The 21,285-nt window shown below is 71.6% G+C and carries 27 protein-coding genes and 1 pseudogene; 16 read left to right on the forward strand and 12 right to left on the reverse strand.

Annotation, left to right across the window (positions count from 1 at the left end):
* The first annotated feature begins 33 nt into the window (after window positions 1-33).
* Entirely contained in the window at window positions 34-1,050 is a 1,017-nt protein-coding gene (locus tag OIE75_RS29930; RefSeq protein ID WP_329472782.1) for a tyrosine-type recombinase/integrase, read from the forward strand.
* Complete coding sequence (locus tag OIE75_RS29935) at window positions 1,047-1,376, forward strand: hypothetical protein (protein WP_329472783.1); 330 nt, start codon at window positions 1,047-1,049, stop codon at window positions 1,374-1,376. Before OIE75_RS29930 ends, OIE75_RS29935 begins: the two co-directional genes overlap by 4 nt.
* Before the next feature lie 64 nt (window positions 1,377-1,440).
* Here OIE75_RS29935 and OIE75_RS29940 read toward each other — a convergent pair whose 3' ends face one another.
* Complete coding sequence (locus OIE75_RS29940) at window positions 1,441-1,623, reverse strand: hypothetical protein (protein WP_329472785.1); 183 nt, start codon at window positions 1,621-1,623, stop codon at window positions 1,441-1,443.
* 98 nt (window positions 1,624-1,721) lie between these two features.
* Between OIE75_RS29940 and ku the strand changes: the two genes are divergently transcribed.
* Window positions 1,722-2,624 carry a non-homologous end joining protein Ku gene (ku, locus tag OIE75_RS29945; protein WP_329472786.1) on the forward strand — a complete coding sequence of 301 codons (903 nt, stop codon included), beginning with the start codon at window positions 1,722-1,724 and terminating at the stop codon, window positions 2,622-2,624.
* Window positions 2,625-2,797: 173 nt separating this feature from the next.
* Here the strand turns inward: ku and OIE75_RS29950 are convergent, their stop codons facing one another.
* A complete protein-coding gene (locus OIE75_RS29950; protein WP_329472787.1) occupies window positions 2,798-3,136 on the reverse strand; it encodes a DUF6233 domain-containing protein in 339 nt (112 codons plus the stop codon).
* A gap of 45 nt (window positions 3,137-3,181) precedes the next feature.
* Here OIE75_RS29950 and OIE75_RS29955 point away from each other — a divergent pair, with 45 nt between their 5' ends.
* The 3 genes from OIE75_RS29955 to OIE75_RS29965 all read left to right on the forward strand — a co-directional run bounded on the left by OIE75_RS29955 (window position 3,182) and on the right by OIE75_RS29965 (window position 3,788).
* A complete protein-coding gene (locus OIE75_RS29955) occupies window positions 3,182-3,403 on the forward strand; it encodes a LexA family protein (protein WP_329472788.1) in 222 nt (73 codons plus the stop codon).
* Complete coding sequence (locus OIE75_RS29960; protein WP_329472789.1) at window positions 3,400-3,597, forward strand: hypothetical protein; 198 nt, start codon at window positions 3,400-3,402, stop codon at window positions 3,595-3,597. The genes OIE75_RS29955 and OIE75_RS29960 overlap by 4 nt, the downstream gene beginning before the upstream one ends.
* A 68-nt stretch (window positions 3,598-3,665) precedes the next feature.
* The gene (locus tag OIE75_RS29965; protein ID WP_329472790.1) at window positions 3,666-3,788 is read left to right on the forward strand and encodes a hypothetical protein; all 123 of its coding nucleotides are present in this window, start codon (window positions 3,666-3,668) and stop codon (window positions 3,786-3,788) included.
* Between the two features lie 81 nt (window positions 3,789-3,869).
* Here OIE75_RS29965 and OIE75_RS29970 read toward each other — a convergent pair whose 3' ends face one another.
* The gene (locus OIE75_RS29970; protein WP_329472791.1) at window positions 3,870-4,061 is read right to left on the reverse strand and encodes a hypothetical protein; all 192 of its coding nucleotides are present in this window, start codon (window positions 4,059-4,061) and stop codon (window positions 3,870-3,872) included.
* 90 nt (window positions 4,062-4,151) lie between these two features.
* A complete protein-coding gene (locus tag OIE75_RS29975; protein ID WP_329472792.1) occupies window positions 4,152-4,379 on the reverse strand; it encodes a hypothetical protein in 228 nt (75 codons plus the stop codon).
* Window positions 4,380-4,494: 115 nt separating this feature from the next.
* Between OIE75_RS29975 and OIE75_RS29980 the strand changes: the two genes are divergently transcribed.
* The gene (locus OIE75_RS29980) at window positions 4,495-4,803 is read left to right on the forward strand and encodes a hypothetical protein (RefSeq protein WP_329472793.1); all 309 of its coding nucleotides are present in this window, start codon (window positions 4,495-4,497) and stop codon (window positions 4,801-4,803) included.
* A 2-nt stretch (window positions 4,804-4,805) separates the two neighbouring features.
* Window positions 4,806-5,066 carry a hypothetical protein gene (locus OIE75_RS29985; protein WP_329472794.1) on the forward strand — a complete coding sequence of 87 codons (261 nt, stop codon included), beginning with the start codon at window positions 4,806-4,808 and terminating at the stop codon, window positions 5,064-5,066.
* 69 nt (window positions 5,067-5,135) lie between these two features.
* Here OIE75_RS29985 and OIE75_RS29990 read toward each other — a convergent pair whose 3' ends face one another.
* The gene (locus tag OIE75_RS29990) at window positions 5,136-5,315 is read right to left on the reverse strand and encodes a hypothetical protein (RefSeq protein WP_329472796.1); all 180 of its coding nucleotides are present in this window, start codon (window positions 5,313-5,315) and stop codon (window positions 5,136-5,138) included.
* 34 nt (window positions 5,316-5,349) lie between these two features.
* Complete coding sequence (locus tag OIE75_RS29995; protein WP_329472797.1) at window positions 5,350-5,607, reverse strand: winged helix-turn-helix domain-containing protein; 258 nt, start codon at window positions 5,605-5,607, stop codon at window positions 5,350-5,352.
* Between the two features lie 163 nt (window positions 5,608-5,770).
* Here OIE75_RS29995 and OIE75_RS30000 point away from each other — a divergent pair, with 163 nt between their 5' ends.
* Window positions 5,771-6,007 carry a hypothetical protein gene (locus OIE75_RS30000; RefSeq protein WP_329472798.1) on the forward strand — a complete coding sequence of 79 codons (237 nt, stop codon included), beginning with the start codon at window positions 5,771-5,773 and terminating at the stop codon, window positions 6,005-6,007.
* A gap of 211 nt (window positions 6,008-6,218) precedes the next feature.
* Here the strand turns inward: OIE75_RS30000 and OIE75_RS30005 are convergent, their stop codons facing one another.
* Window positions 6,219-6,662, reverse strand: a complete 444-nt coding sequence (locus OIE75_RS30005; RefSeq protein ID WP_329472799.1) for a helix-turn-helix domain-containing protein — start codon at window positions 6,660-6,662, stop codon at window positions 6,219-6,221.
* A 39-nt stretch (window positions 6,663-6,701) separates the two neighbouring features.
* Between OIE75_RS30005 and OIE75_RS30010 the strand changes: the two genes are divergently transcribed.
* Window positions 6,702-6,947 carry a hypothetical protein gene (locus OIE75_RS30010; protein ID WP_329472800.1) on the forward strand — a complete coding sequence of 82 codons (246 nt, stop codon included), beginning with the start codon at window positions 6,702-6,704 and terminating at the stop codon, window positions 6,945-6,947.
* Between the two features lie 198 nt (window positions 6,948-7,145).
* Window positions 7,146-8,582: pseudogene (locus OIE75_RS30015) on the forward strand (polynucleotide kinase-phosphatase); the annotation flags it as partial.
* A 27-nt stretch (window positions 8,583-8,609) separates the two neighbouring features.
* Here OIE75_RS30015 and OIE75_RS30020 read toward each other — a convergent pair.
* Window positions 8,610-9,896: a cation:proton antiporter gene (locus OIE75_RS30020; RefSeq protein ID WP_329472801.1), complete on the reverse strand. Its 1,287-nt coding sequence runs from the start codon at window positions 9,894-9,896 to the stop codon at window positions 8,610-8,612.
* A gap of 169 nt (window positions 9,897-10,065) precedes the next feature.
* On the opposite strand from OIE75_RS30020, the gene OIE75_RS30025 reads away from it, so the two are divergent.
* The 3 genes from OIE75_RS30025 to OIE75_RS30035 all read left to right on the forward strand — a co-directional run bounded on the left by OIE75_RS30025 (window position 10,066) and on the right by OIE75_RS30035 (window position 13,906).
* Entirely contained in the window at window positions 10,066-11,289 is a 1,224-nt protein-coding gene (locus OIE75_RS30025; protein WP_329472803.1) for an arginine deiminase, read from the forward strand.
* Between the two features lie 65 nt (window positions 11,290-11,354).
* On the forward strand, window positions 11,355-12,362 hold the full coding sequence (gene argF, locus OIE75_RS30030) for an ornithine carbamoyltransferase (RefSeq protein ID WP_329472804.1): 1,008 nt from the start codon (window positions 11,355-11,357) through the stop codon (window positions 12,360-12,362).
* A 101-nt stretch (window positions 12,363-12,463) separates the two neighbouring features.
* Window positions 12,464-13,906 carry an amino acid permease gene (locus OIE75_RS30035; RefSeq protein ID WP_329472805.1) on the forward strand — a complete coding sequence of 481 codons (1,443 nt, stop codon included), beginning with the start codon at window positions 12,464-12,466 and terminating at the stop codon, window positions 13,904-13,906.
* Here OIE75_RS30035 and OIE75_RS30040 read toward each other — a convergent pair.
* Window positions 13,863-14,303 (reverse strand): ATP-binding protein, encoded by a 441-nt coding sequence (locus OIE75_RS30040; RefSeq protein ID WP_206328693.1) that lies wholly within the window; start codon window positions 14,301-14,303, stop codon window positions 13,863-13,865. The two genes, OIE75_RS30035 and OIE75_RS30040, sit on opposite strands and share 44 nt — an antisense overlap.
* 231 nt (window positions 14,304-14,534) lie before the next feature.
* On the opposite strand from OIE75_RS30040, the gene OIE75_RS30045 reads away from it, so the two are divergent.
* Both OIE75_RS30045 and OIE75_RS30050 read left to right on the forward strand, forming a co-directional pair.
* Window positions 14,535-15,362 carry an enoyl-CoA hydratase family protein gene (locus OIE75_RS30045; protein WP_307015583.1) on the forward strand — a complete coding sequence of 276 codons (828 nt, stop codon included), beginning with the start codon at window positions 14,535-14,537 and terminating at the stop codon, window positions 15,360-15,362.
* A 2-nt stretch (window positions 15,363-15,364) separates the two neighbouring features.
* Entirely contained in the window at window positions 15,365-17,770 is a 2,406-nt protein-coding gene (locus tag OIE75_RS30050; RefSeq protein ID WP_329472806.1) for a bifunctional salicylyl-CoA 5-hydroxylase/oxidoreductase, read from the forward strand.
* Here the strand turns inward: OIE75_RS30050 and OIE75_RS30055 are convergent.
* The 3 genes from OIE75_RS30055 to OIE75_RS30065 all read right to left on the reverse strand — a co-directional run bounded on the left by OIE75_RS30055 (window position 17,758) and on the right by OIE75_RS30065 (window position 21,268).
* Complete coding sequence (locus tag OIE75_RS30055) at window positions 17,758-18,654, reverse strand: sulfotransferase family protein (protein WP_307015585.1); 897 nt, start codon at window positions 18,652-18,654, stop codon at window positions 17,758-17,760. The genes OIE75_RS30050 and OIE75_RS30055 overlap by 13 nt on opposite strands.
* An 83-nt stretch (window positions 18,655-18,737) precedes the next feature.
* Complete coding sequence (locus OIE75_RS30060) at window positions 18,738-19,583, reverse strand: PaaX family transcriptional regulator (RefSeq protein ID WP_329472807.1); 846 nt, start codon at window positions 19,581-19,583, stop codon at window positions 18,738-18,740.
* Complete coding sequence (locus OIE75_RS30065) at window positions 19,580-21,268, reverse strand: AMP-binding protein (protein ID WP_329474081.1); 1,689 nt, start codon at window positions 21,266-21,268, stop codon at window positions 19,580-19,582. Before OIE75_RS30065 ends, OIE75_RS30060 begins: the two co-directional genes overlap by 4 nt.
* Window positions 21,269-21,285: the final 17 nt, after the last annotated feature.

Here is a 21,285-nt window from a genome sequence, read left to right on the forward strand (position 1 = left end):
GCACCGCCCGTACCGTACCCGATCGGAGACCCCGTGCCTGACCTCGTTCCGCGACAGCCCGACACCACTCCCGCCGCCTACGACGCTGCGACGCTCGCCGTCCTGGCCGCCATGGAGAAGGCAGCCGACGAGCACCTCGACAGGATCATCCCCGACAACACGAAGCGCGGCTACGCCAACGACTGGGCGCTCTGGGAAGAGTTCCATGACTGGCTCGCCAAACGGACCGGCCACCGCATGCCGTCAGCCGCCGTCACCAGAGGCAACCTCGTCGGCTTCGTTGTCTGGCTCGACACGATCAAGCTCGCGGCCCCCACGTCGATCGACCGGCGGATCACCGGGGTCACCGTCACCGCGCGAGGGATCGGCGTCGAAGTCGCGAAGGCTGCCACCGTCGCCGCACGCAAGGCGCTCAAGCCGCTGAAGAACGACCCCGAGCGGCAGGCGCGCGGCCGGGGCAAGGCCGCTGCCGTCACCCCCGAACAACTCCGGCAGATGAACGCCGCCGTCACCGATGGACTCACCGGACTACGCGACCGCGCCCTCTGGCTCATGGCCTTCGCCATCGCCGGACGCTCCGCCGAAGTCGCCGCCCTCCGCGCCGACACCATCGTCCACGTCAGCCAAGGACTCGAAGTTCACGTCCCCGCCGTCAAGGGACGGCCACCCCGAGACGTCGTTGTCGGCTATGGCAAGAACCCCGACACCTGTCCCGTCCGCGCCTGGCTCACCTGGCGCGCCGCCGCAGGAATCTCCACCGGCCCCGCCTTCCTGCCCATCACCGTCCACGGCCACCTCGGCGACCGCGCCCTCTCCCCGGAAGCCGTCCGCGAGATCATCGCCCGCAACGCCGAACGCGCCGGACTCTCCGTCAGGCTCACCGGCCACTCGATGCGGGCCGGATTCATCACCACCTCTCGACGCGCAGGCAAGCGAGAGGAGAAGATCCGCGAACAGTCCGGCCACGCAGAGAACAGCCCCGCCTTCTGGGGGTACATCCGCGAAGCCGACAAGTGGACCGACGCCGCATCGGAGGACATCGGACTATGACGCTGGAGATCCGCCCTGCCGACGAACCTGAACGCTTCGACCTCTACGACGGCGACGACCGCATCGGCGAGATCCGACGTGGGGAACTCACGGAGGAGGACACCGCCGAGGGAGAGCCGCCCTACTGGGAGTTCACCATCTGGAGCGTGATGGGGACAGGCAAGGAGTGGGGCGGGCACAGCCAGAGCTACGACGAGGTCGTCGAGTGGGCACGGGAGGAGTACGAGGAGTTCCTCGCCGAGCGACGCGAGCTGAGCAAGGGTTCCGCCACCTGGACTACCAGCAGCATCCCGATGGGCGGCAAGCCGGGTTGGCGACGCCGGTAGACCCCTTCGTGCCGCACTGGCCGCAGGCCCGTCTCGCATCCCCGTCGAGGCGGGTCTCTCAGGTTCAGCCCTTCACCACCGGCAGTTCCCCGGGCCGGACGGGCACCTCGTCGATGTCGGTGACGCCGGCCGTCTCCAGTTCGGCCCGTCGCCGGTCGGCGGAAACGCGGTCGTAGGCGACGGCGGAGGCCCGCGGGGTGCCGTCGGAGTCGGTCCAGGTGAACGCGTAGCTGCGCATCGTGGTCATGGCCGCATCTTGCCTGGTGGCACTGACAGCGGCGCGGGTGCGATCGCCCCGGCTGCCTCGTAGGCTGTTCCTGCTCGGGGCTGTCACGGAGGTTCGTCATGCCCCGAACGATCTGGTCCGGCGCCATCAGCTTCGGCCTGGTCACGGTGCCGATTCATGTGGTCGGCGCGACGGAGGACCACTCAATCCGCTTCCATCGCGTGCACCTGGAGGACATGGCCCGGGTGCGGACGCGGAAGGTGTGCGAGCTGGAGGACCGCGAGGTCGCCACCTCGGAGATCGGCAAAGGCTACGAGGTGGCCCGGGGCATCGTGGTGCCGATCTCCGACCAGGAGCTGCGGGATCTGCCGCTGCCGACCGCCCGCGCGATCGAGATCGTCGCGTTCATGCCGTGGGAGTCGATTGACCCGATCCGGATCGGCGACGGCTACTACCTGGCCCCGGACGGGCAGGTCGCGGGCAAGCCGTACAAGCTGCTCCGCCAGGCCCTCGAACGGTCGTCGCGGGTGGCGGTGGCCCGGTACGCCTGGTCCGGGCGGGAACGGTTGGGCCTGCTCCGGGTCCGCGAGGAGGCGATCGTGCTGCACGCGATGCGCTGGCCCGACGAGATCCGCGACCCCTCCTCGCTGCTGCCACCTGCCGTGGAGGTGTCGGAGGAGGAGATCGACGGCGCGCTCGCCCTGATGGACACGATGGCCCGCGACGACCTTGACAGCCCAGAGTTCCGCGACACGTACACGGAGGCGGTGGCGGAGCTGATCGAGGCGAAGCGCGAGCACCGGGAGCCAGTGGTCGCACCGGAGCCAGAGGCCGAGTCGGGGCAGCTGGTCGACCTGATGGCCGCACTGACAGAGTCGGTGTCGAAGGCAAAGCAGTCCCGCGGCGAGGACGCGGGGCACGCGGACGTGCACGAGATGCCGAAGAAGCGGTCCGCGAAGAAGCAGTCGGCGAAGAAGGCTGCGGCGAAGAAGGCGGCGCGGAAGCCTCGGAAGTCGGCCTGAGCCCGTCGCTCGTTTGGGGGATTCTCGGCCAGTGCCTTCCTCGCTGGCCGGATGTGGTGCATGGTGTGGGCATGAGGGGTCCACGCCCCCGTTGGGCCCCCGCCTTGGGCCCTGCCGTGCGAGCGGCGGGGCCCGCCGCGCCTCCCGGCTCCCCACGGGAGGCTTCGCGGCTGTCAGCTCTCCAGGAAGCCCAACGCCGTATCCGGCCGGCACACGTCGCACGGTTTGACGCCTTCGGTGATGGCGCGGCGGGCTTCGTCGAGGCTGAGTCCGCGGGTGCGTTTCCCGGAGTTCCAACAGTCGCCTTGGTGGACTTGGACGGGCGGGCTGTCGCGGTTGAGGCCGGTTTCGAGGAGCCAGTCGGGTGGCCGGGGGCGGTCCTGGATGCCGCGCTGCCGCTCTGCCTCTCGCTGCTCTGCTTGCCGGATGGCGGCCCGCACCTGGTCGAGGGTGTGGGCGAGCCAGGTCTCCAGGGTGCGGAGTCGCGGCAGGTCAGGCGGCAGGTCGGTCACGTCTCCAGCTTGCACCAAAATTCGAACAAGGTTTCTACTGGGGGTATGGCCAACCACAAGACGGAGTACCTCACCGGCACCCAGGAGCGGATCCTCGGCGCCATCCGTGCGGCCATCACCGAGCAGGGCGACGCCCCCACCGTCGCCGAGATCGCCGCCGCCGTCCGCCTCAGCGCGTCGACCGTCCACTACCAGCTCGGCGAGCTGGAGACGAAGGGCGCCATCGCCCGCGAGCCGCACCAGCCGCGCGGGATCCGGCTCGCATGACCGCCGGCCGCTTCCGGGTGACCGTCACCACCGACGGCGAGCCGCTGATCCAGGGCTGGTGGGACGACAAGACCGTGGCCCGCCGCAAGTTCGCGTCGTGGATCGGCGAGCACGGCAGCCGGCCCGGCGCCCGCGTCACCCTCGTGGATGAGGAGGCGGGCAGGGTGCTGACGGAGTGGCCGGACGATCGGTGATCGTCTGCCATGCTGCGGCACTGACCGTCCGTCCTCGACCGTCTCGTGCCCGTGCGCTGCGGCAGATCATGCGCCGCCACGGCAACGAGATCCCCGCCCACCTGCTGCCCGTGCCCCGTCAGCCGCAGGGCCAGTCGGGCGTGTACGTCCTGTCGACGCGACGCCCCGGCACTGTCAGCGGCCCCTCGTAGACTCGTCGTATCGATCCGACGAGCAAGTCGGGTTTGTTGTGGCTGAAGGCCCCGTCTGGTCACGCAGGCGGGGCCTGCCGCTTATCCCAACCCGGGCCCTTTCTCGCACAGCTCGTTGGTGCACTCGCGGCGCACGACAACGAGCGGGTCGGGGCTGTCGGTGGCGTCCGCGATGGCCCAGTGCGGCATGTCGGTGCCGATGCGGCACTCCGGGCAAGGGCGCGGCTTCAGTCTGCGGGCCTCGGAGCGGCGCCATTCTCTCTGCTCTGTCATGCCGCGACGGTGACACGGGATCGGCGTCTTGTCTGAGACGCTATCCCCCGCCGCAGGTCAGGCATCACTTTCGTGGCATCGCGAAAGTGGTCAAGCCGCTTCGGCCTCCGGGTGCCGCACGATCTTCTTCGCGGCCATCTCGACCTCGTACCGGCTCTTCCCCTCGGTCGTCGCGTGTTCGACGACGGCGGCCTGGAACGTGTCTGCCGCGGCCAGCCATGCGGTGCGGGTGTCGTCGCCGGGGTTGGCGGTGTAGGCGGTGTGCGCCTGCTCGGCCAGCCGCTCCAGGTTCACAAGATCTTCGAAGGTGTGTGCCACTCGGGGATCCCACGTCGGGCACCTGTGCTGTCCGGGCGTGGGCTCGTCTACGCGTCGGAGCGCATCTTCCCTACGTACATCTTGATTGCCATTCTTGATTGGGTATCTTGGTTGCATGACCGAAGAGACACCCAACCGCCTCCTCCCCACGGGCTTCTGCTGGTGCGGCTGCGGCGCCGAGACCGGCATCGGCAGCTTCTTCGCCCGAGGCCACGACAAGACCGCCGAAGCCGCGCTCATGAAAGCCGAGTACGGCGGCACCGTCCCCCGACTCCTCGCCGCCCACGGCTACGGACCCGACAAGTCCGTCACCGAAGCCGCCGTCCGTCACGGCTGGGTGCGCTGCTCAATCCCCGGCTGCCCCTACGTCGGCGCCGAAGCCAGCGTCCGCAAGCACGAAACCCGACCCCACGAGGAGAAGTGACCATGCCCGCGAAGAAGCCTTCGCAGCCGTGGCGGCTGGTGCTGACCACGCCGAGCGTCCCTGTCTACACCAAGCACCGGTCCAAGCCCGCCGCCTACCGAGCCGTCGATGACGAGAAGGAACGCGTCGCCGCCGGACTGAGCAACGTCGTCCGCATCGCCGTGGACCAGTGGGACGTCGACGGGCAGCGCTGGGTGCGCTACGAGAATGTGTGGGACAAGACCAGCGCTCGGCTTGCTGCCGACTCCGCCGCCGAGAAGTGACGGGGCCGAGACCTGCACGCAGGAGCGCCCCCGCCTGAGGTAAGCAGGCGGGGGCGCTCGCATGTCAGCCTACGCCGCCGTCGTCACGTCCCCGCGCTGTACCTGCTCCAGCTCATCCAGCAGCGCCCGATACTCCGCCCGCTCCGCATCCGACAGCCGGGCATCCCTGTGCCTGAACAGGGCGCGAATCGCCGCGTTCAACTCCTCGGCAGACCGCAGCCCGCGGCGCGGCGAAGGGGAGGGAGGCATGCCCACGATCCTACGGCGCACCTCTGACACGCGGCTACGACTTCGGCGGCTGCGCGATGTACGTGCCCTTCGCCGGCAGGGTCACCACCAGGCCGCGCTGCCGCAGATCCTCCACGGCCCGCCGCACCGTACCCACGGCGACACCAGCCTGCTCGGCCATCTCCCGCTCACCTTCTAGGCGGGCACCCGGCCGGAGTTCGCCGGCTTCGATACGGCGTGCGATCCAGTCCGCGACCTGCTGCCACGCATACACGGGCCGGGTCGGGTCGACGACAGGCTCCTGATCACCCATGAGTCGAACGTAGAGAGCCCTACCGCGCCACGCCTCCGCAGGTAGCGGCAGGCTGCTCCGTGTAGCGGTATAGAGCAGTATGCAGCGGTACCCTGCAATTGCATGTAGTGCCCCGGCGGCCGTGCGACCGACCCCGGGGCTGGCCGACGAACGGAGCGTCGACGTGGACGAGCCTACGAACCAACCCAGCCCGGCCGACAGTAGGCCGCGGTTAGTCGCCGCCCACACCGACCTCGCCCCGCCGAAGGAGGCCTGGGCGGCTTACGCCCGGCATTCCCTCGCCTGCCGTGTCTGTGGCGACGTCGACGGCGGCGTGTGCGAGTCCGCGGGGGAGTTGCGGCGGGCCTGGGTGGCGGCCACGGACGGCGCGTTCCGCCGGCTGGCCGGGGGGACCGCGTAGCCGACCGCTGTACGACCGGTCAGTAGGGCGGGTGGAATCGGTTACCGGGTGAAACGTTTGGCCAACGCTTGACCTGCGGTGATCTTTTCGCACGGGGTGTGAGGGTGAGGTGTAGATATATGTCGCCTGCACCCTTCCCACGGCCCTTGACTTGTTGTTGACTTTGGTTCGATCCGGTGACGACGGTCAGGAAGCGGCCAGCTCCCGGCCGTCAGTCGTGCAGGAGGTCGGTCACATGCACTCGCAGGGCGTGCGCGATGAGCAGCAGATCCGAGTACTGGGGATCCCGCACCGCGTTCTCGTACCGCTGGATCGACCGGCGTTCCATGCCGGCGAGGTGTGCGAGTTCCTCTTGCGATAGCTCTGCTTGCCGCCGCAGGTCGGCGATGCGGTGCCCTAAGGCGACGCGTCGGGGCTGGACCCAGTCGGGTCTGGAATTGCGGCGGGCTGGCACTTGGTACACGGTTCGACGTCCGTGATCTTGTGTCAGTACCCAAATGGTCGCCAAGCGATCAAGATTGGAACAGCCTTGCGATACGGCTTCGCGTGCCGCAAGGCCGCAGGTAGTGTGCAAGATTCGAATATGTGTTCGCTCGTTTGGGTGAACATGACGACTTCGCCGCTTCACCGCTCGCAGACAGGGCACCAGCGCCACAGCGTCGCCCAGCGAGAGACCTCACCAGGAGTTGGATAGATGGACCGCCAGCAGATCCTCGACCTCTACGAGTGGGCCGGCGGGGTCTGCTTTCGACACCCCGGCAAGGGCCGCGTGGCTACGACTCACGTCGAAACGATCCGCCCCGCAGGGGGAGGGCTTCAGGATGTGCGCGCCTGCGCTGAATGCGTCCTGGAGATGGAGCGGCTCCGCGCTGGTGCTGCCGCCCGCCGTGGAGTGCCCTACCTGCCGGGCCAGTTGGGGCGCCATGAGTCGTCGGAATAGCCCTGGTGACGCCGCCTATTAGGCCGGGGAGCCGGGGAGTGTCTGGGGAGTGAAGGCGAGTGGGGAGTGTCCGGGGAGATCTATCGTGAGCGAACCGTTCAGGCAGTGTTCGACTAAGTCAGGCAATGAATGCCTGATCAGGGCCCTGCCGTCCCCGAGGCGCCATCGAGCAGCACGTGACCTGCGCTAGAAGGACAGAACAACACCATCTGCCTCGACACCGGTGCCGTCTTCGGCGGCAAGCTGACCGCGCTGCGCTGGCCGGAGCGCGAGCTGGTCGACGTACCGGCCGAGCGGGTCTGGTACGAGCCGGCGAAGCCCCTGCGCACCGAGGCCCCCGGCGGGCACGACGGACGCCCGCTGGACCTGGCCGACGTCCGGGGCCGCCGGGTGGTGGAGACCCGGCACGCGGGCCGGGTCACCGTGCGCGAGGAGAACGGCGCGGCGGCCCTGGAGGTCATGAGCCGCTTCGCCATCGACCCCCGGCTGCTGCCGTACCTCCCGCCGACCATGGCACCGACCGCCACCTCGTCGGTGGCCGGCTATCTGGAGCACCCGGAGGAGGCGTTCGCGCAGTACGCGGCGGACGGGGTGGCACGGGTCGTGTGCGAGGAGAAGCACATGGGTTCGCGGGCGGTGGCGCTGGTGTGCCGCGACGCCGACGCCGCCCGCGCCCGCTTCGGGGATGGGGGCACCTCCCGCTCGAGCGGAGCCGAGAGTGGGGGAGGACCCACGGGCTCCCTCTACACCCGTACCGGCCGCCCGTTCTTCGACGACGCGACCGTGGCCGAGGCGGTCCTGGACCGGCTGCGCGCGGCGATCGGCGAGGCCGGACTCTGGGACGAACTGTCCACCGACTGGCTGCTGCTGGACGCCGAGCTGATGCCCTGGTCCCTGAAGGCCTCCGGGCTGCTGCGCTCCCAGTACGCCGCCGTGGGCGCCGCCTCCGGCGCGGTGTTCCCGGGCGCGCTCGCCGCGCTGGAGGGTGCCGCCGCGCGCGGCGTCGAGGTCGCCGGCCTCCTCGCCCGCCAGCGCGAACGGTCCGCCGACGCCGCCGCCTTCACGGACGCCTACCGCCGCTACTGCTGGACCACCGACGGCCTGGACGGCGTCCGCCTCGCCCCGTTCCAGATCCTCGCCGCCCAGGGCCGCAGCCTCGCGTCCCTGCCGCACGACGAGCAGCTCGCCCTCATCGACCGCCTCGTCGAGCACGACACCACCGGCCTGCTGCACACCACGCGGCGGCTGTACGTCGACACCGGCGACCCCGAGTCGGTCGCGGCGGGCGTCGACTGGTGGCTGGAGATGACCGGCCGGGGCGGTGAGGGCATGGTGGTCAAGCCGGTCGGCGCCCTGGTGCGGGACCCGCGAGGGCGCCTGGTCCAGCCCGGCATCAAGTGCCGCGGCCGCGAGTACCTGCGGATCATCTACGGCCCCGAGTACACCCGCCCCGACAACCTCACCCGCCTGCGCGGACGGTTCCCGGGCCACAAGCGGTCCCTGGCGATCCGCGAGTACGCCCTCGGCCTGGAGGCCCTGGACCGCCTCGCGGACGGCGAGCCGCTGTGGCGGGTGCACGAGGCGGTGTTCGGGGTGCTGGCGCTGGAGTCGGAGCCGGTGGACCCGCGACTGTGAACCGGGTGACGCGGCGACACCGCCGCGTCACCCCGCGGACGGCTTCACGGCGCTGTCCGGGACCGGGGCCGTGCGGCGGTCCCGGTCGGCCAGGCGGCGGGTCAGCAGCAGGAACGGCTGGGTCAGCAGCGTGGTGGTCAGCGCCATGAAGACCAGGACCGTGTAGAGCGGGCCGCTCAGCAGCCCCGCTTCCAGGCCGGCGTTGAGGGCGATCAGCTCGGTCAGGCCCCGGGCGCTGAGCAGGACCCCGACCGTGCGCGCCTCGTGCCGGTCCAGTCCGCCCAGCCGGGCCGCCACCGTCCCGCTGCCGATCTTCGTCCCGACCGCCAGCACCGTCACCACCAGCAGGGCCGCCCAGCCCGTGCCGGTCATGCTGTTCAGGGCCACGGACTGCCCCGAGAGCACGAAGAAGAACGGCAGCAGCAGGGAACCGACCTCGTGCAGCGGCCGCAGCAGATCGGGGTCGAGCGTGCCGGCCTCCTCGCGCGGGACCACCACCCCGGCGAGCAGCGCCCCGAAGATCACGTGCAGCCCCAGTGAGTGCGTCACCCAGGCCGACCCGAGCGCGAACCCGATCAGCAGCGCCAGTCGCAGTGACGGCTCCAGGCGGGTGCGCCACAGCAGCCGGCGCAGGACCGGCCGGGCGGCGAGTGCCATCACGGTGACGAAGCCGACGGCGAGCGCCGCCCGCCAGGGCCAGCCGAGCGTCGCGTCCCCCGCACCGCTGTCCAGCAGCGCGGCCGCGAGTACCGTCCAGCACACCGCGTCCAGCATCCCGGCCGCCGAGACCGCCACCACCCCCGGCACCGAGCGCGACAGCCCGTTCTCCCGCACGATCGCGGTCAGCACCGGCACCGCCGTTATCGACAGGGCGATCCCCGCGAAGAGCACCGTGGCGACCGACGGCTCCCGCTCCATGCCCAGGTCGTGCAGCGCGTCCCGGAACAGCAGCGCAGTGCCGCACCCCACGGCCATCGGCACCACGAACGAGGCGAGGGCCACCGTCACCGAGGTGCGCGCCCGGTCGCCGAGGACCTTCAGGTCCAGCTCGTAGCCCACCGCGAACAGGAACACCACCAGGGAGAACTGCGCGAAGCCGGTCAGCGCCGGGCCGATCGCCGCCGGGAACAGCGCGGCGTACGCGTCGGGGGCCAGACTGCCGAGCAGGGACGGACCGAGGGCGATCCCCGCCGCCAGCTGTCCCACGATGTAGGGCTGACGCAGCCGCCTGGCCAGCCAGCCGCCGGCGTGCGCGGCCACCAGGATCAGCGCCGAGGCACCCACGAAGTGGGCGATCATCGAATCGGGACTCACCCGGTCTCCCCCCCCTGACACGTGGCCGGGCGCTCCGGCCCTCGCTCTGGTCTACGCGGGGACCCGGGGGCACACCGACGTCGCACGGGTGCACCGGGAGGGCGCACTTGTGGCCACGGGCACGTGAAAGCAGGGGGTGAACGCGGGCCCGAATGGTCAGGATGGAGACATGGGATTCCACGTCGCATCCGAAGCCGGGCGGCTCAGCCGCGTCATCCTGCACCGGCCGGATCTCGAGCTCAAAAGGCTCACCCCCAGCAACAAGGACGCCCTTCTCTTCGACGACGTGCTCTGGGTGCGCCGGGCGCGCGCCGAGCACGACGGGTTCGCGGACGTGCTCCGCGACCGCGGGGTCGCCGTCCACCTCTTCGGCGACCTGCTCACGGAGACCCTCGACGTCCCGGCGGCCCGCCGGCTCGTCCTGGACCGGGTCTTCGACGAGAAGGAGTACGGAGTGCTGGCCACGGACCATCTCCGGGCCGCCTTCGAGAACCTGCCCGCCCACGAACTCGCCGAGGTCCTGGTCGGCGGCATGACCAAGCGGGAGTTCCTCGAGGCGCACCCGGAGCCGACCTCCGTGCGCTTCCACGCCATGGAGCTGGACGACTTCCTGCTCGGCCCGCTGCCCAACCACCTCTTCACCCGGGACACCTCCGCCTGGATCTACGACGGCGTCTCCATCAACGCCATGCGCTGGCCCGCCCGGCAGCGCGAGACGGTCCACTTCGAGGCGATCTACCGGCACCACCCGCTGTTCCGGGACGAGACCTTCCACCTGTGGTCCGAGGGGCAGGCCGACTACCCCTCCACCATCGAGGGCGGCGACGTCCTCGTGATCGGCGACGGCGCCGTGCTCACCGGCATGAGCGAGCGGACCACGCCCCAGGCCGTCGAGATGCTCGCCCACAAGCTGTTCGCCGCGGGCTCGGCCCGCACCATCGTGGCCCTCGACATGCCCAAGCGGCGTGCCTTCATGCACCTGGACACGGTGATGACGATGGTCGACGGCGACACCTTCACCCAGTACGCCGGGCTCGGCATGCTCCGCTCCTACACGATCGAGCCGGGCGCGGGGGAGAAGGACCTGAAGGTCACCGACCATCCGCCGGAGCACATGCACCGCGCGATGGCCGCCGCGCTCGGGCTGGGCGAGATCCGGGTCCTGACCGCGACCCAGGACGTCCACGCCGCCGAACGCGAGCAGTGGGACGACGGCTGCAACGTGCTGGCCGTCGAGCCGGGGGTGGTGGTCGCCTACGAACGGAACGCCACCACCAACACCCACCTGCGCAAGCAGGGCATCGAGGTGATCGAGATCCCCGGCAGCGAGCTGGGCCGGGGCAGGGGCGGGCCGCGCTGCATGAGCTGCCCGGTGGAGCGGGCACCTGTATAGAAATTCAGAAGGTCGTATAGACTTCCAGAGTCACTCTCCCCGACCCTGTACCTCTGGAGCGCCCCATGGCGACAGTCCCGACCGCCCTCGCCGGCCGCCACTTCCTCAAGGAGCTGGATCTCACCGAGGAGGAGTTCCGCGGCCTGGTCGAACTGGCCGCGGAGCTGAAGGCGGCGAAGAAGGCCGGGGCCGAGACGCGGTATCTCCAGGGCAGGAACATCGCGCTGATCTTCGAGAAGACCTCGACGCGCACCCGCTGCGCGTTCGAGGTCGCCGCCGCCGACCAGGGCGCCTCGACGACCTACCTCGACCCTGCCGGCTCGCAGATCGGGCACAAGGAGTCCGTGAAGGACACCGCGCGCGTCCTGGGGCGCATGTACGACGCGATCCAGTACCGGGGCGACAGCCAGGCCAAGGTCGAGGAGCTGGCCGCCTTCGCCGGCGTCCCCGTCTACAACGGCCTGACCGACGACTGGCACCCCACCCAGATGCTCGCCGACGTGCTCACGATGACCGAGCAAACCGACCGGCCGCTGTCGGAGACGGCCTTCGCGTACCTCGGTGACGCCCGCTTCAACATGGGCAACTCCTACCTGGTCACCGGCGCCCTGCTCGGCATGGACGTGCGCATCGTGGCCCCGCGCGCCTACTGGCCCGCTCAGGAGGTCGTCGACCGGGCGAGGGGGCTGGCCGAGTCCAGCGGGGCGCGGATCACCCTCACCGAGGACGTGGACGAGGGGGTGCGCGGCGCCGGGTTCGTCGTCACCGACGTCTGGGTCTCCATGGGCGAGCCCAAGGAGGTCTGGGCCGAGCGGATCAAGGCCCTCGCCCCCTACGCGGTGACCATGGACGTCCTGCGCGCCACCGGCAACCCGGACGTCAAGTTCCTCCACTGCCTGCCCGCCTTCCACGACCTGGGCACCAAGGTCGGCCAGGAGATCTTCGAGGCCCACGGCCTGGAGTCCCTGGAGGTCACGGACGAGGTCTTCGAGTCCGCGCACTCCGTCGTCTTCGACGAGGCGGAGAACCGGCTGCACACGATCAAGGCCGTACTCGTGGCCACCCTCGCCTGAACAGGCCCTATGCTGTCCGGCGGCCTCGGAGCCACCCCTTCCGGAGCCGCCGCCGCGACCACCGTCGCGCCCCGCACCACCAGAAACGAGCACCACCCGCAATGCCCGCTTCCCGTATCAAGTCCCCCCAGGTCCTCATCGCCGAATCCGGCGCCGACCGCGAAGGCCACGGCCTGAAGCGCACGATGGGCCTCTTCCAGCTCGTCTGCTTCGGCGTCGGCGCGATCGTCGGCACCGGCATCTTCGTCGGCCTGTCCGACTCCGTCGCCGAGGCCGGCCCGGCCGTCGTCGTCTCCTTCGTGCTGGCCGCGATCACCTGCGTCTTCACCGCGTTCGCCTTCGCCGAGCTGGGCGGCGCGATCCCGGTCTCCGGCTCCTCGTACTCCTTCGCCTACGCCGGGCTCGGCGAGCGCACCGCCTTCCTCGTCGGCTGGTGCCTGCTCCTGGAGTACGGCGTCTCGGTCTCCGCGGTCGCGGTCGGCTGGAGCCAGTACGTCAACGAGCTGCTCGACAGCGTCCTCGGCATCCAGCTGCCGCACGCCCTGTCCGCGGGTCCCGGCGACGGCGGCGCGGTGAACCTGCCCGCGGTGATCGTCATCGCCCTGGCCTGCGTCCTGCTGGTGCGCGGTGTGCGGGAGAGCGCCCGGGCCACGGCCGCGATGGCCGTCCTCAAGCTGGCCGTCCTGATCGCCTTCTGCGCCATCGGCTTCGTCGCCTTCAAGGACGGCAACCTCAGCCCGTTCTCACCGGCCGGCCTCGGCGGCATCGGCGCCGGCACCACGGCCGCCTTCTTCTCGTACATCGGCTTCGACGCGATCACCACGGCCGGCGAGGAGGCCAAGAACCCGCGCCGGGACATCCCCGTCGCGATCCTGGTCTGCATCGGCCTGGTCACCCTGCTCTACTGCGCGGTCGCCGTCGCCGCGATCGGCGCCGTCGGCGGCGACGCGGTCGGCGACCGGCCCGCCGCCCTGTCGTACGTCGTGAACGAGGTCACCGGCTCCACGGTCGGCGGCGGGGTGGTCGCCTTCGGCGCGGTCGTCGCCATCGCCTCGGTGGTGCTCGCCGTCATGTACGGCCAGACCCGCATCCTGATGTCGATGTCCCGGGACGGACTGATCCCGCGGGTCTTCGAGAAGGTGTCGCCGCGCACCGCCACCCCGGTCGCCGGCACCCTGATCGTCGGCGTGGTCTTCGCCCTCCCCGCGGCCTTCGCGCCGCTGGACGCGGTGGTCAACCTGTGCACCATCGGCACCCTCGCCACCATGGCCGCCGTGAACGTCTCCGTCATCGCGCTGCGCCGCCGCGAGCCGGGCCTGGCCCGCACCTTCCGGGTGCCGCTGTACCCGGTGACCCCGCTCCTCGGCGTCGGTTTCTGCCTCTACCTGATGTACGAGACGGGCGGCGCCACCTGGCTCCAGTTCGCGGTGTTCCTGGCGGTGGGGCTGCTGGTGTACACGGCCTACGGCCGCCGGCACTCCCGTCTCGCCCGCGCGGAGGTCACTCCGGAGAGCAACGCGGAGCGGGTACCGCAGGAAGCCTGAACCAGACCGCCTTGCCCGAGCCGGCGGGCCGGTGACCGCAGGACGAGCTGAGGGCGCGGATCAGCAGCAGACCGCGCCCGTGTTCCTGCCACGGGTCGGGCGGCTCGATCCCGGGGCGGGTGAGGTCGGCGGGCGGTGCCGGGTCCGGGTCGTGCACCTCGACCTGGCAGCCGGTCGGCCTCAGCTCCACCACCAGCTCGATCGGCGTCCCGCCCGAGGTGTGCTCCACGGCGTTGGCGACCAGCTCCGCCGTCAGCAGCTCCGCGGTGTCGCCGTCCGTCGTGTGCTCCAGCTCGGCCAGGGCCGTGCGCACCAGGGCACGGGCCACCGGCACGGCCGCGGCGGAGTGCGGCAGCGCGATGCGCCAGGAGGCGGGAGCTTTGGAGTGATCTTGCACGGCGGGTCCGTTTCGTGGAGCAGGGCGTCCTGTCCTGCTTTCAACCGTATGAATGGTACGGCGCCACCCGGCAGAGCCGTTCGACGGGCACCCCCGGGACCTTCGACCCTCCGGTACGGGACCAAAGTATCGCGCACTCGTGACGACGGTCACGGAAGGGTGATAACTTCGAAGGGCCGCGAGACACCACGCTCAGTGAGGCCGTGCCCGCCCTAGGAGGCCCCGCCCGTCATGAGTCCCTTCACCGGCTCCGCCGCCCCCACCTCCGACTGGCGGCACCTGCGCGTCGAGCGCGCCGACGGCGTCGCCACCGTCACCCTCGCCCGCCCCGACAAACTCAACGCCCTCACCTTCGAGGCCTACGCCGACCTGCGCGACCTGCTCGCGGAACTGTCCCGGGAGCGGTCCGTACGCGCCCTGGTGCTGGCCGGCGAGGGCCGCGGCTTCTGCTCCGGCGGCGACGTCGACGAGATCATCGGCGCGACGCTGTCCATGGACACCGCCCAGCTGCTGGACTTCAACCGGATGACCGGCCAGGTGGTGCGCGCGGTACGGGAGTGCCCGTTCCCGGTGATCGCCGCGCTGCACGGCGTCGCCGCGGGCGCGGGCGCGGTCCTCGCGCTGGCCGCCGACTTCCGCGTCGCCGACCCGTCCGCCCGCTTCGCCTTCCTCTTCACCCGCGTCGGCCTCTCCGGCGGCGACATGGGCGCCGCGTACCTGCTGCCCCGCGTCGTCGGCCTCGGCCACGCCACCCGGCTGCTGATGCTCGGCGACACGGTGCGGGCGCCCGAGGCCGAGCGCATCGGCCTGATCAGCGAGCTGACCGACGAGGGCCGCGCCGACGAGGCCGCCCACGCCCTCGCCCACCGCCTCGCCGACGGCCCCGCCCTCGCGCACGCCCAGACCAAGGCCCTCCTCACCGCCGAGCTGGACATGCCCCTGGCCACGGCGATCGAACTGGACGCCTCCACCCAGGCCCTCCTGATGACCGGCGAGGACTACGCGGAATTCCACGCGTCGTTCACGGAGAAACGCCCTCCGAAGTGGCGAGGGAGGTAGAGGTGTTCTCGGCGCAGGGGAGCATGCCGGCCCGAGGGGCGCGGGACCGTGTCGATTTGCGGCTCCGCCGCGGGGCGCGACCAGCCACGACGGCGCCGCACTCGCCCGCGAAGGCAGGTCACCCCTTGAACGTGGCGATCGTCGGCGGAGGCCCCGGCGGCCTCTACGCCGCCGCCCTCCTCAAACGCCTCGCCCCCCACCGCGAGATCACCGTCTACGAACGCAACGCCCCCGACGACACCTTCGGCTTCGGAGTCGTCCTCTCCGACGAAACCCTCGGCGGCATCGAACACGCCGACGCGGACGTCTACGCCGCCCTCAAAGCCGACTTCGTCCGCTGGGACGACATCGACATCGTCCACCGGGGCCACCGCCACACCTCCGGAGGACACCGGTTCGCCGCCCTCGGCCGCCGCCGCCTCCTGGAGATCCTGCACGACCGCTGCCGCGCCCTCGGCGTCGACCTCCGTTTCCAGGCCGAGGCCCCGGACCCCGGGACGCTGGCGCGGACGTACGACCTCGTCGTCGCCGCCGACGGCGTGCACAGCGCCACCCGCGAGGCCTGTCGCGAGGTCTTCCGGCCCCGCGTCACCACCCACCGCTGCCGCTACATCTGGCTGGCCGCCGACTTCGCCTTCGACGCCTTCCGCTTCGAGATCGCCGAGACCGAGCACGGCGTGATGCAACTGCACGGCTACCCCTACGCGGCCGGCGCCTCGACCGTCATCGTGGAGATGCGCGAGGAGGTCTGGCGGGCGGCCGGCTTCGACGAACTCGACGAGGCGGAGTCCACCGCCCGCTGCGCCAAGGTCTTCGCCGAGGCCCTCGGGGGCAACCCGCTGCGCTCCAACAACTCCGCGTGGACCACCTTCCGCACCGTCGTCAACGAACGCTGGTCGCACGGCAACACCGTCCTGCTCGGCGACGCCGCCCACACCGCCCACTTCTCCATCGGCTCCGGCACGAAGCTCGCCGTGGAGGACGCCCTCGCGCTGGCCGCCTGCCTGGAGGAGCAGCCCTCCCTCGCCGACGCCCTGGCCGCCTACGAGGAGGAGCGGCGCCCCGTCGTCGCCTCGACCCAGCGCGCGGCCAAGGCCAGCCTGGAGTGGTTCGAGGACCTGGCCCGCTACGTCGACCAGCCGCCCCGCCAGTTCGCCTTCAACCTGCTCACCCGCAGCCGCCGGGTCACCCACGACAACCTGCGGCTGCGCGACCCGGGCTTCACCGGGTCCGTGGAGCGCGAGTTCGGCTGCCCGCCCGGCACGCCCCCGATGTTCACCCCGTTCCGGCTGCGCGACCTGACCCTGCGCAACCGCGTCGTGGTGTCCCCGATGGACATGTACTCCGCCGTCGACGGCGTCCCCGGCGACTTCCACCTGGTCCACCTGGGCGCCCGCGCCCTCGGCGGTGCCGGCCTGGTGATGACGGAGATGGTGTGCGTCAGCGCCGAGGGCCGCATCACCCCCGGCTGCGCGGGCCTCTACACCGGCCGGCAGGGCGAGGCGTGGCGGCGGATCACCGACTTCGTGCACGCGAGCGCCCCGGGCACCGCGATCGGCGTGCAGCTCGGGCACAGCGGACGCAAGGGCTCGACCCGGCTGATGTGGGAGGGCATGGACGAACCGCTGCCGGAGGGCAACTGGCCCCTGGTGGCGCCCTCCCCGCTGCCGTACAGGCCCGGCGGCCAGACGCCCCGCGAGCTGTCCCGGGCACAGCTCACGGACATCCGCGAGCAGTTCACGTCCGCCGCGACCCGCGCCGCCCGGGCCGGCTTCGACCTGCTCGAACTGCACTGCGCCCACGGCTACCTGCTCTCCGGCTTCCTCTCCCCGCTCACCAACCGGCGCACCGACGCCTACGGCGGCTCACCGGAGAAGCGGCTCCGCTTCCCGCTGGAGGTTTTCGACGCCGTACGCGAGGTGTGGCCCGGGGAGCGGCCCATGACCGTGCGCGTCTCCGCCACCGACTGGGCCGAGGGCGGCACCGGCGCCGAGGAGGCCGTGGCGATCGCCCGCGCCTTCGCGGCGCACGGGGTGGACGCCGTCGACGTGTCCACGGGGCAGGTCGTGTCCGACGAACGGCCCGAGTTCGGGCGGTCGTACCAGACGCCGTACGCGGACCGCATCCGCCACGAGGCGGGCGTCCCGGTGATCGCCGTCGGCGCGATCTCCTCCTGGGACGACGTCAACTCACTGATCCTGGCCGGACGCACCGACCTGTGCGCCCTCGCCCGCCCGCACCTCTACGACCCGCACTGGACGCTGCACGCCGCGGCCGAGCAGGGGTACGAGGGCCCGGGAGCGGCCTGGCCGGCGCCGTACCGGGCGGGCAGCCGTCCGCCGCGCACCGGACGCACCGACGCCCCGAGGCCCCGGCTCACGCTGCGCGGCGGGCCTCAGGAGGCGTAGCCCCAGGCCTCGCAGACCGGGCGCAGCGGCTCCGGGACCTCGTCCGCGTCGGGCAGCGCGCGGCCCGGCTGCACGGTGCCCGTGCGGATGTTGTCGCGCCAGTCGCCGAGCCCCCTGACCAGCTCGCCGCCGCTCTTCTTGCCGTAGTCCAGCATGGCCGGGGCGTAGTCGACGCCGAGGAACGCGCACAGGCGGCGCATCTCGCGGCCCGGGTCGTCGGTGATGTCCTCGTAGCGCACGGTGAAACCCTCGGCGTCCGCCGCCCGGGCCTCCTCGACGGCCGTCAGGTACTTGAGCACGTCGGCGACGGCCGTGTCGTACGGCCGCTTGACGGGGTCGGTCTCGTGCCAGGAGCGGGCGACCGAGACGGGGTGGCGCAGCAGGAAGACGAAGCGGGCGTCGGGCCAGCAGTCCTTGAGGCGCTGGTACATGTAGACGTTGGCCGGGGTCTTCTCGACCACGAAGTCCTTGCCGGACCTGGTCAGTTCGCGGTGCAGGACACGGTCCCAGAGCAGGTGCTCCAGGTCGCCGCGCTTCAGGTCGAGGGCGCCCATCGCGCGTTCGGAGAACCAGTTGGTGCAGACGACCTCCAGCCTGCCTATGTGCAGCTCGTGCGGGGCGTGCAGCCGCGGGTGGGCGCCCAGCATCATGCGCAGCAGAGTGGAGCCGGAGCGGATGGACGAGATGATGAAGACGGGCCGCCGCAGCAGCCGCTCGGTGGGAAGTTCCTCGGAGGACGGACATCGGTAGGCGGCCGCGGGGCGCGCCGCCGCCGGTTTCGGCGCGGCGGACTTCTCCTTCCCCTTCACGGCCTGGGGTGCTCTCCGCACCTGGAGGCCGGTGGTGACGGTCAGGGCCCGGTTCAAGTTGCGCGCGAGACTCATGCGTCCGCACGGTAGGTGAGAAACCTGAGAAGAGGGTCTGAGAAGACTGAGGGTTCCCTGATCCCGGAAAAGTGTGACGGGGGTCACTCGGCGGGGCCGGTTGGTGCTCCGAGGGCCGCGAAGCGGGAGCCCGCGTCGCGCAGCCGCTCGTGCAGGGCGCGGAAGACGGCGGCCGAGCGCGTGCCGGGCCACTCGGCGGGCAGCAGCCGGGCGGGCAGCCCCGGGTCCGTGTAGGGCAGGTGGCGCCAGGAGTCCAGGGCGAGGAGGTAGTCGCGGTAGGCATCCTCGGGCGGAGTGTCCGCCCGGCCCTCCCAGTCGCGCAGTACGCGCGCGTGGCGGTCGAGGAACGCCTCGTGCTCCTTGGCGATCGCCGCCAGGTCCCACCAGCGCGCCACGGCCTGCGCGGTCGGCGTGAAACCCAGGTGCTCGCCGCGGAAGAAGTCCACGTAGGAGTCCAGGTCCAGGCGGCCCAGCGTGTGCCGCGTCTCCTCGTACAGCCGGGCCGGGGCGATCCACACGCCCGGGGCCGCGCTGCCGAAGCCGAGGCCGGCCAGCCGGGAGCGCAGGACGTGCCGCTTCTGCCGCTCCGACTCCGGCACGGAGAACACGGCGAGCACCCAGCCCTCGTCGTCGTGCGGGGCCGCGGCGTAGATGCGCCGGTCGCCGTCGTCCAGCAACTGACGTGCCTGGGGCGACAGTTCGTAGCCCGCCGCGCCCTCGGCGGTCCGGGCGGGCAGCAGCAGCCCGCGCCGTTTCAGCCGGGACACCGACGAGCGCACGGAAGGGGCGTCCACCGCGACCGCGCCCAGCAGCCGGATCAGCTCCGCGACGGGCACCGGGCCCGGCGCGAAACGGCCGTAGGCGCCGTAGAGCGTGACGATGAGGGACCTCGGGGCGTGCTGCGCGTGCTGGTCGTACACGTTGATCATCTTATGTCGTCGGACAGGAGCCGGTACCGCTGGAGCTTGCCGGTCGCCGTGCGCGGCAGCGCGTCCAGGAAGACGATCTCCCGCGGGCACTTGTACGGCGCCAGCTCCTCCCGCAGGAAGGCGCGCAGCGCCTCGGCGTCCCGGCCGGCGCCCTCCTTCAGTACGGCGTGGGCCACCACGATCTGCCCGCGCCGGGAGTCCGGCCGGCCCACCACGGCCGCCTCCACGACGTCCGGATGCCGCAGCAGCGCGTCCTCGACCTCCGGTCCCGCGATGTTGTACCCGGCGGAGATGATCATGTCGTCGGCCCGGGCCACGTACCGGAGGTAGCCGTCGGGCTCCCGTATGTACGTGTCCCCGGTGATGTTCCAGCCGTCGCGCACGTACTCCCGCTGCCGCGGGTCGGCGAGATACCGGCAGCCCACCGGACCGCGCACGGCGAGCAGTCCCGGCTCGCCGTCGGGTACCGGCACGCCGCGGGCGTCCTGCACGCGCGCGTGCCAGCCCGGCACCGGGACGCCCGTCGTGCCCGGTCTGATGTCGCCGTCGGCGGCGGAGACGAAGATGTGCAGCAGCTCGGTGGCGCCGATGCCGTTGATGACACGCAGCCCGGTGTGCTCGTACCAGGCCTGCCAGGTGGCCGCGGGCAGGTTCTCGCCCGCCGAGACGCACCGCCTGAGGCTCGACACGTCGTACCCGTCCAGCTCGTCGAGCATCGCGCGGTACGCCGTCGGCGCGGTGAACAGCACCGACACCCGGTGCTCGGCGACGGCCGGCAAGAGTTGCCTGGGGCCCGCCTGTTCGAGCAGCAGGGCGCTCGCGCCGGCCCGCATCGGGAAGATCACCAGCCCGCCGAGACCGAAGGTGAAGCCGAGCGGCGGGCTGCCCGCGAAGACGTCGTCCGGGTCCGGCTTGAGCACGTGCCGGGAGAAGGTGTCGGCGATGGCCAGCACGTCACGGTGGAAGTGCATGCAGCCCTTGGGGCGGCCGGTGGTGCCCGAGGTGAAGGCGATCAGCGCCACGTCGTCGGCCGCGGTGTCCACGGCCGGGTACGGCGTGCCGGGCGCCGTGTCCGCCGCCGTGCGGGCCAGCAGGTCGTCGGGGGCGTCCCCGCCGTACGTCGTGATCCGCAGGCCGGGGATCTCCGCCTTGGCGAGGTCGTCGACGGACCGGACGTCGCACAGGGCGTGCCGCACCCGGGCGATCTCGCAGATCGCGCCCAGCTCGTGCGGGCGCTGCTGGGCCAGCACGGTGACCGCCACCGCGCCCGCCTTCAGCACCGCCAGCCAGCAGGCGGCCAGCCAGGGCGTGGTGGGGCCGCGCAGCAGCACCCGGTTGCCCGGTACGACGCCCAGCTCGCCGGTGAGCGCGTGGGCGATCCGGTCGACGCGGTCCCGGAGCAGGCCGTAGCTCCAGGTGTCCCCGGTGGCGGTGCGGAAGACCGGGCGGTCGCCGGGCGGGCCGGCGAGCAGCTCGGCGGCGCAGTTCAGCCGCGCGGGGTAGCGCAGCTCCGGCAGGTCGAAGCGGAGCTGCGGCCACTGGTCGGGGGGTGGCAGGTGCTCGCGCGCGAAGGTGTCGACGTGGGCGGAGCGGCTCGGTTCCGCGCGGTGCGGAGCTGCCATGGCGGTTCGCCCCCTTTGTCGTGGTGGGCACGCGCATCGAGCGTATCGCGTTGGTGACGACAGTCAACGGGGCGCGATAA

This window comes from Streptomyces sp. NBC_01723, from assembly GCF_036246005.1.
Classification (GTDB): domain Bacteria; phylum Actinomycetota; class Actinomycetes; order Streptomycetales; family Streptomycetaceae; genus Streptomyces.

Coding starts and splice junctions, on each gene's coding strand:
- OIE75_RS29980 (WP_329472793.1), top strand. CDS start 4,495: ATGACCGAAGAGACACCCAACCGCCTCCTCCCCACGGGCTTCTGCTGG.
- OIE75_RS29995 (WP_329472797.1), bottom strand. CDS start 5,607: ATGGGTGATCAGGAGCCTGTCGTCGACCCGACCCGGCCCGTGTATGCG.
- argF (WP_329472804.1), top strand. CDS start 11,355: ATGGCGACAGTCCCGACCGCCCTCGCCGGCCGCCACTTCCTCAAGGAG.
- OIE75_RS30035 (WP_329472805.1), top strand. CDS start 12,464: ATGCCCGCTTCCCGTATCAAGTCCCCCCAGGTCCTCATCGCCGAATCC.
- OIE75_RS29985 (WP_329472794.1), top strand. CDS start 4,806: ATGCCCGCGAAGAAGCCTTCGCAGCCGTGGCGGCTGGTGCTGACCACG.
- ku (WP_329472786.1), top strand. CDS start 1,722: ATGCCCCGAACGATCTGGTCCGGCGCCATCAGCTTCGGCCTGGTCACG.
- OIE75_RS29940 (WP_329472785.1), bottom strand. CDS start 1,623: ATGACCACGATGCGCAGCTACGCGTTCACCTGGACCGACTCCGACGGC.
- OIE75_RS29965 (WP_329472790.1), top strand. CDS start 3,666: ATGCGCCGCCACGGCAACGAGATCCCCGCCCACCTGCTGCCCGTGCCC.
- OIE75_RS30025 (WP_329472803.1), top strand. CDS start 10,066: ATGGGATTCCACGTCGCATCCGAAGCCGGGCGGCTCAGCCGCGTCATC.
- OIE75_RS29935 (WP_329472783.1), top strand. CDS start 1,047: ATGACGCTGGAGATCCGCCCTGCCGACGAACCTGAACGCTTCGACCTC.
- OIE75_RS30055 (WP_307015585.1), bottom strand. CDS start 18,654: ATGAGTCTCGCGCGCAACTTGAACCGGGCCCTGACCGTCACCACCGGC.
- OIE75_RS30060 (WP_329472807.1), bottom strand. CDS start 19,583: ATGATCAACGTGTACGACCAGCACGCGCAGCACGCCCCGAGGTCCCTC.
- OIE75_RS29990 (WP_329472796.1), bottom strand. CDS start 5,315: ATGCCTCCCTCCCCTTCGCCGCGCCGCGGGCTGCGGTCTGCCGAGGAG.
- OIE75_RS30010 (WP_329472800.1), top strand. CDS start 6,702: ATGGACCGCCAGCAGATCCTCGACCTCTACGAGTGGGCCGGCGGGGTC.
- OIE75_RS29970 (WP_329472791.1), bottom strand. CDS start 4,061: ATGACAGAGCAGAGAGAATGGCGCCGCTCCGAGGCCCGCAGACTGAAG.
- OIE75_RS29955 (WP_329472788.1), top strand. CDS start 3,182: ATGGCCAACCACAAGACGGAGTACCTCACCGGCACCCAGGAGCGGATC.
- OIE75_RS29960 (WP_329472789.1), top strand. CDS start 3,400: ATGACCGCCGGCCGCTTCCGGGTGACCGTCACCACCGACGGCGAGCCG.
- OIE75_RS30045 (WP_307015583.1), top strand. CDS start 14,535: ATGAGTCCCTTCACCGGCTCCGCCGCCCCCACCTCCGACTGGCGGCAC.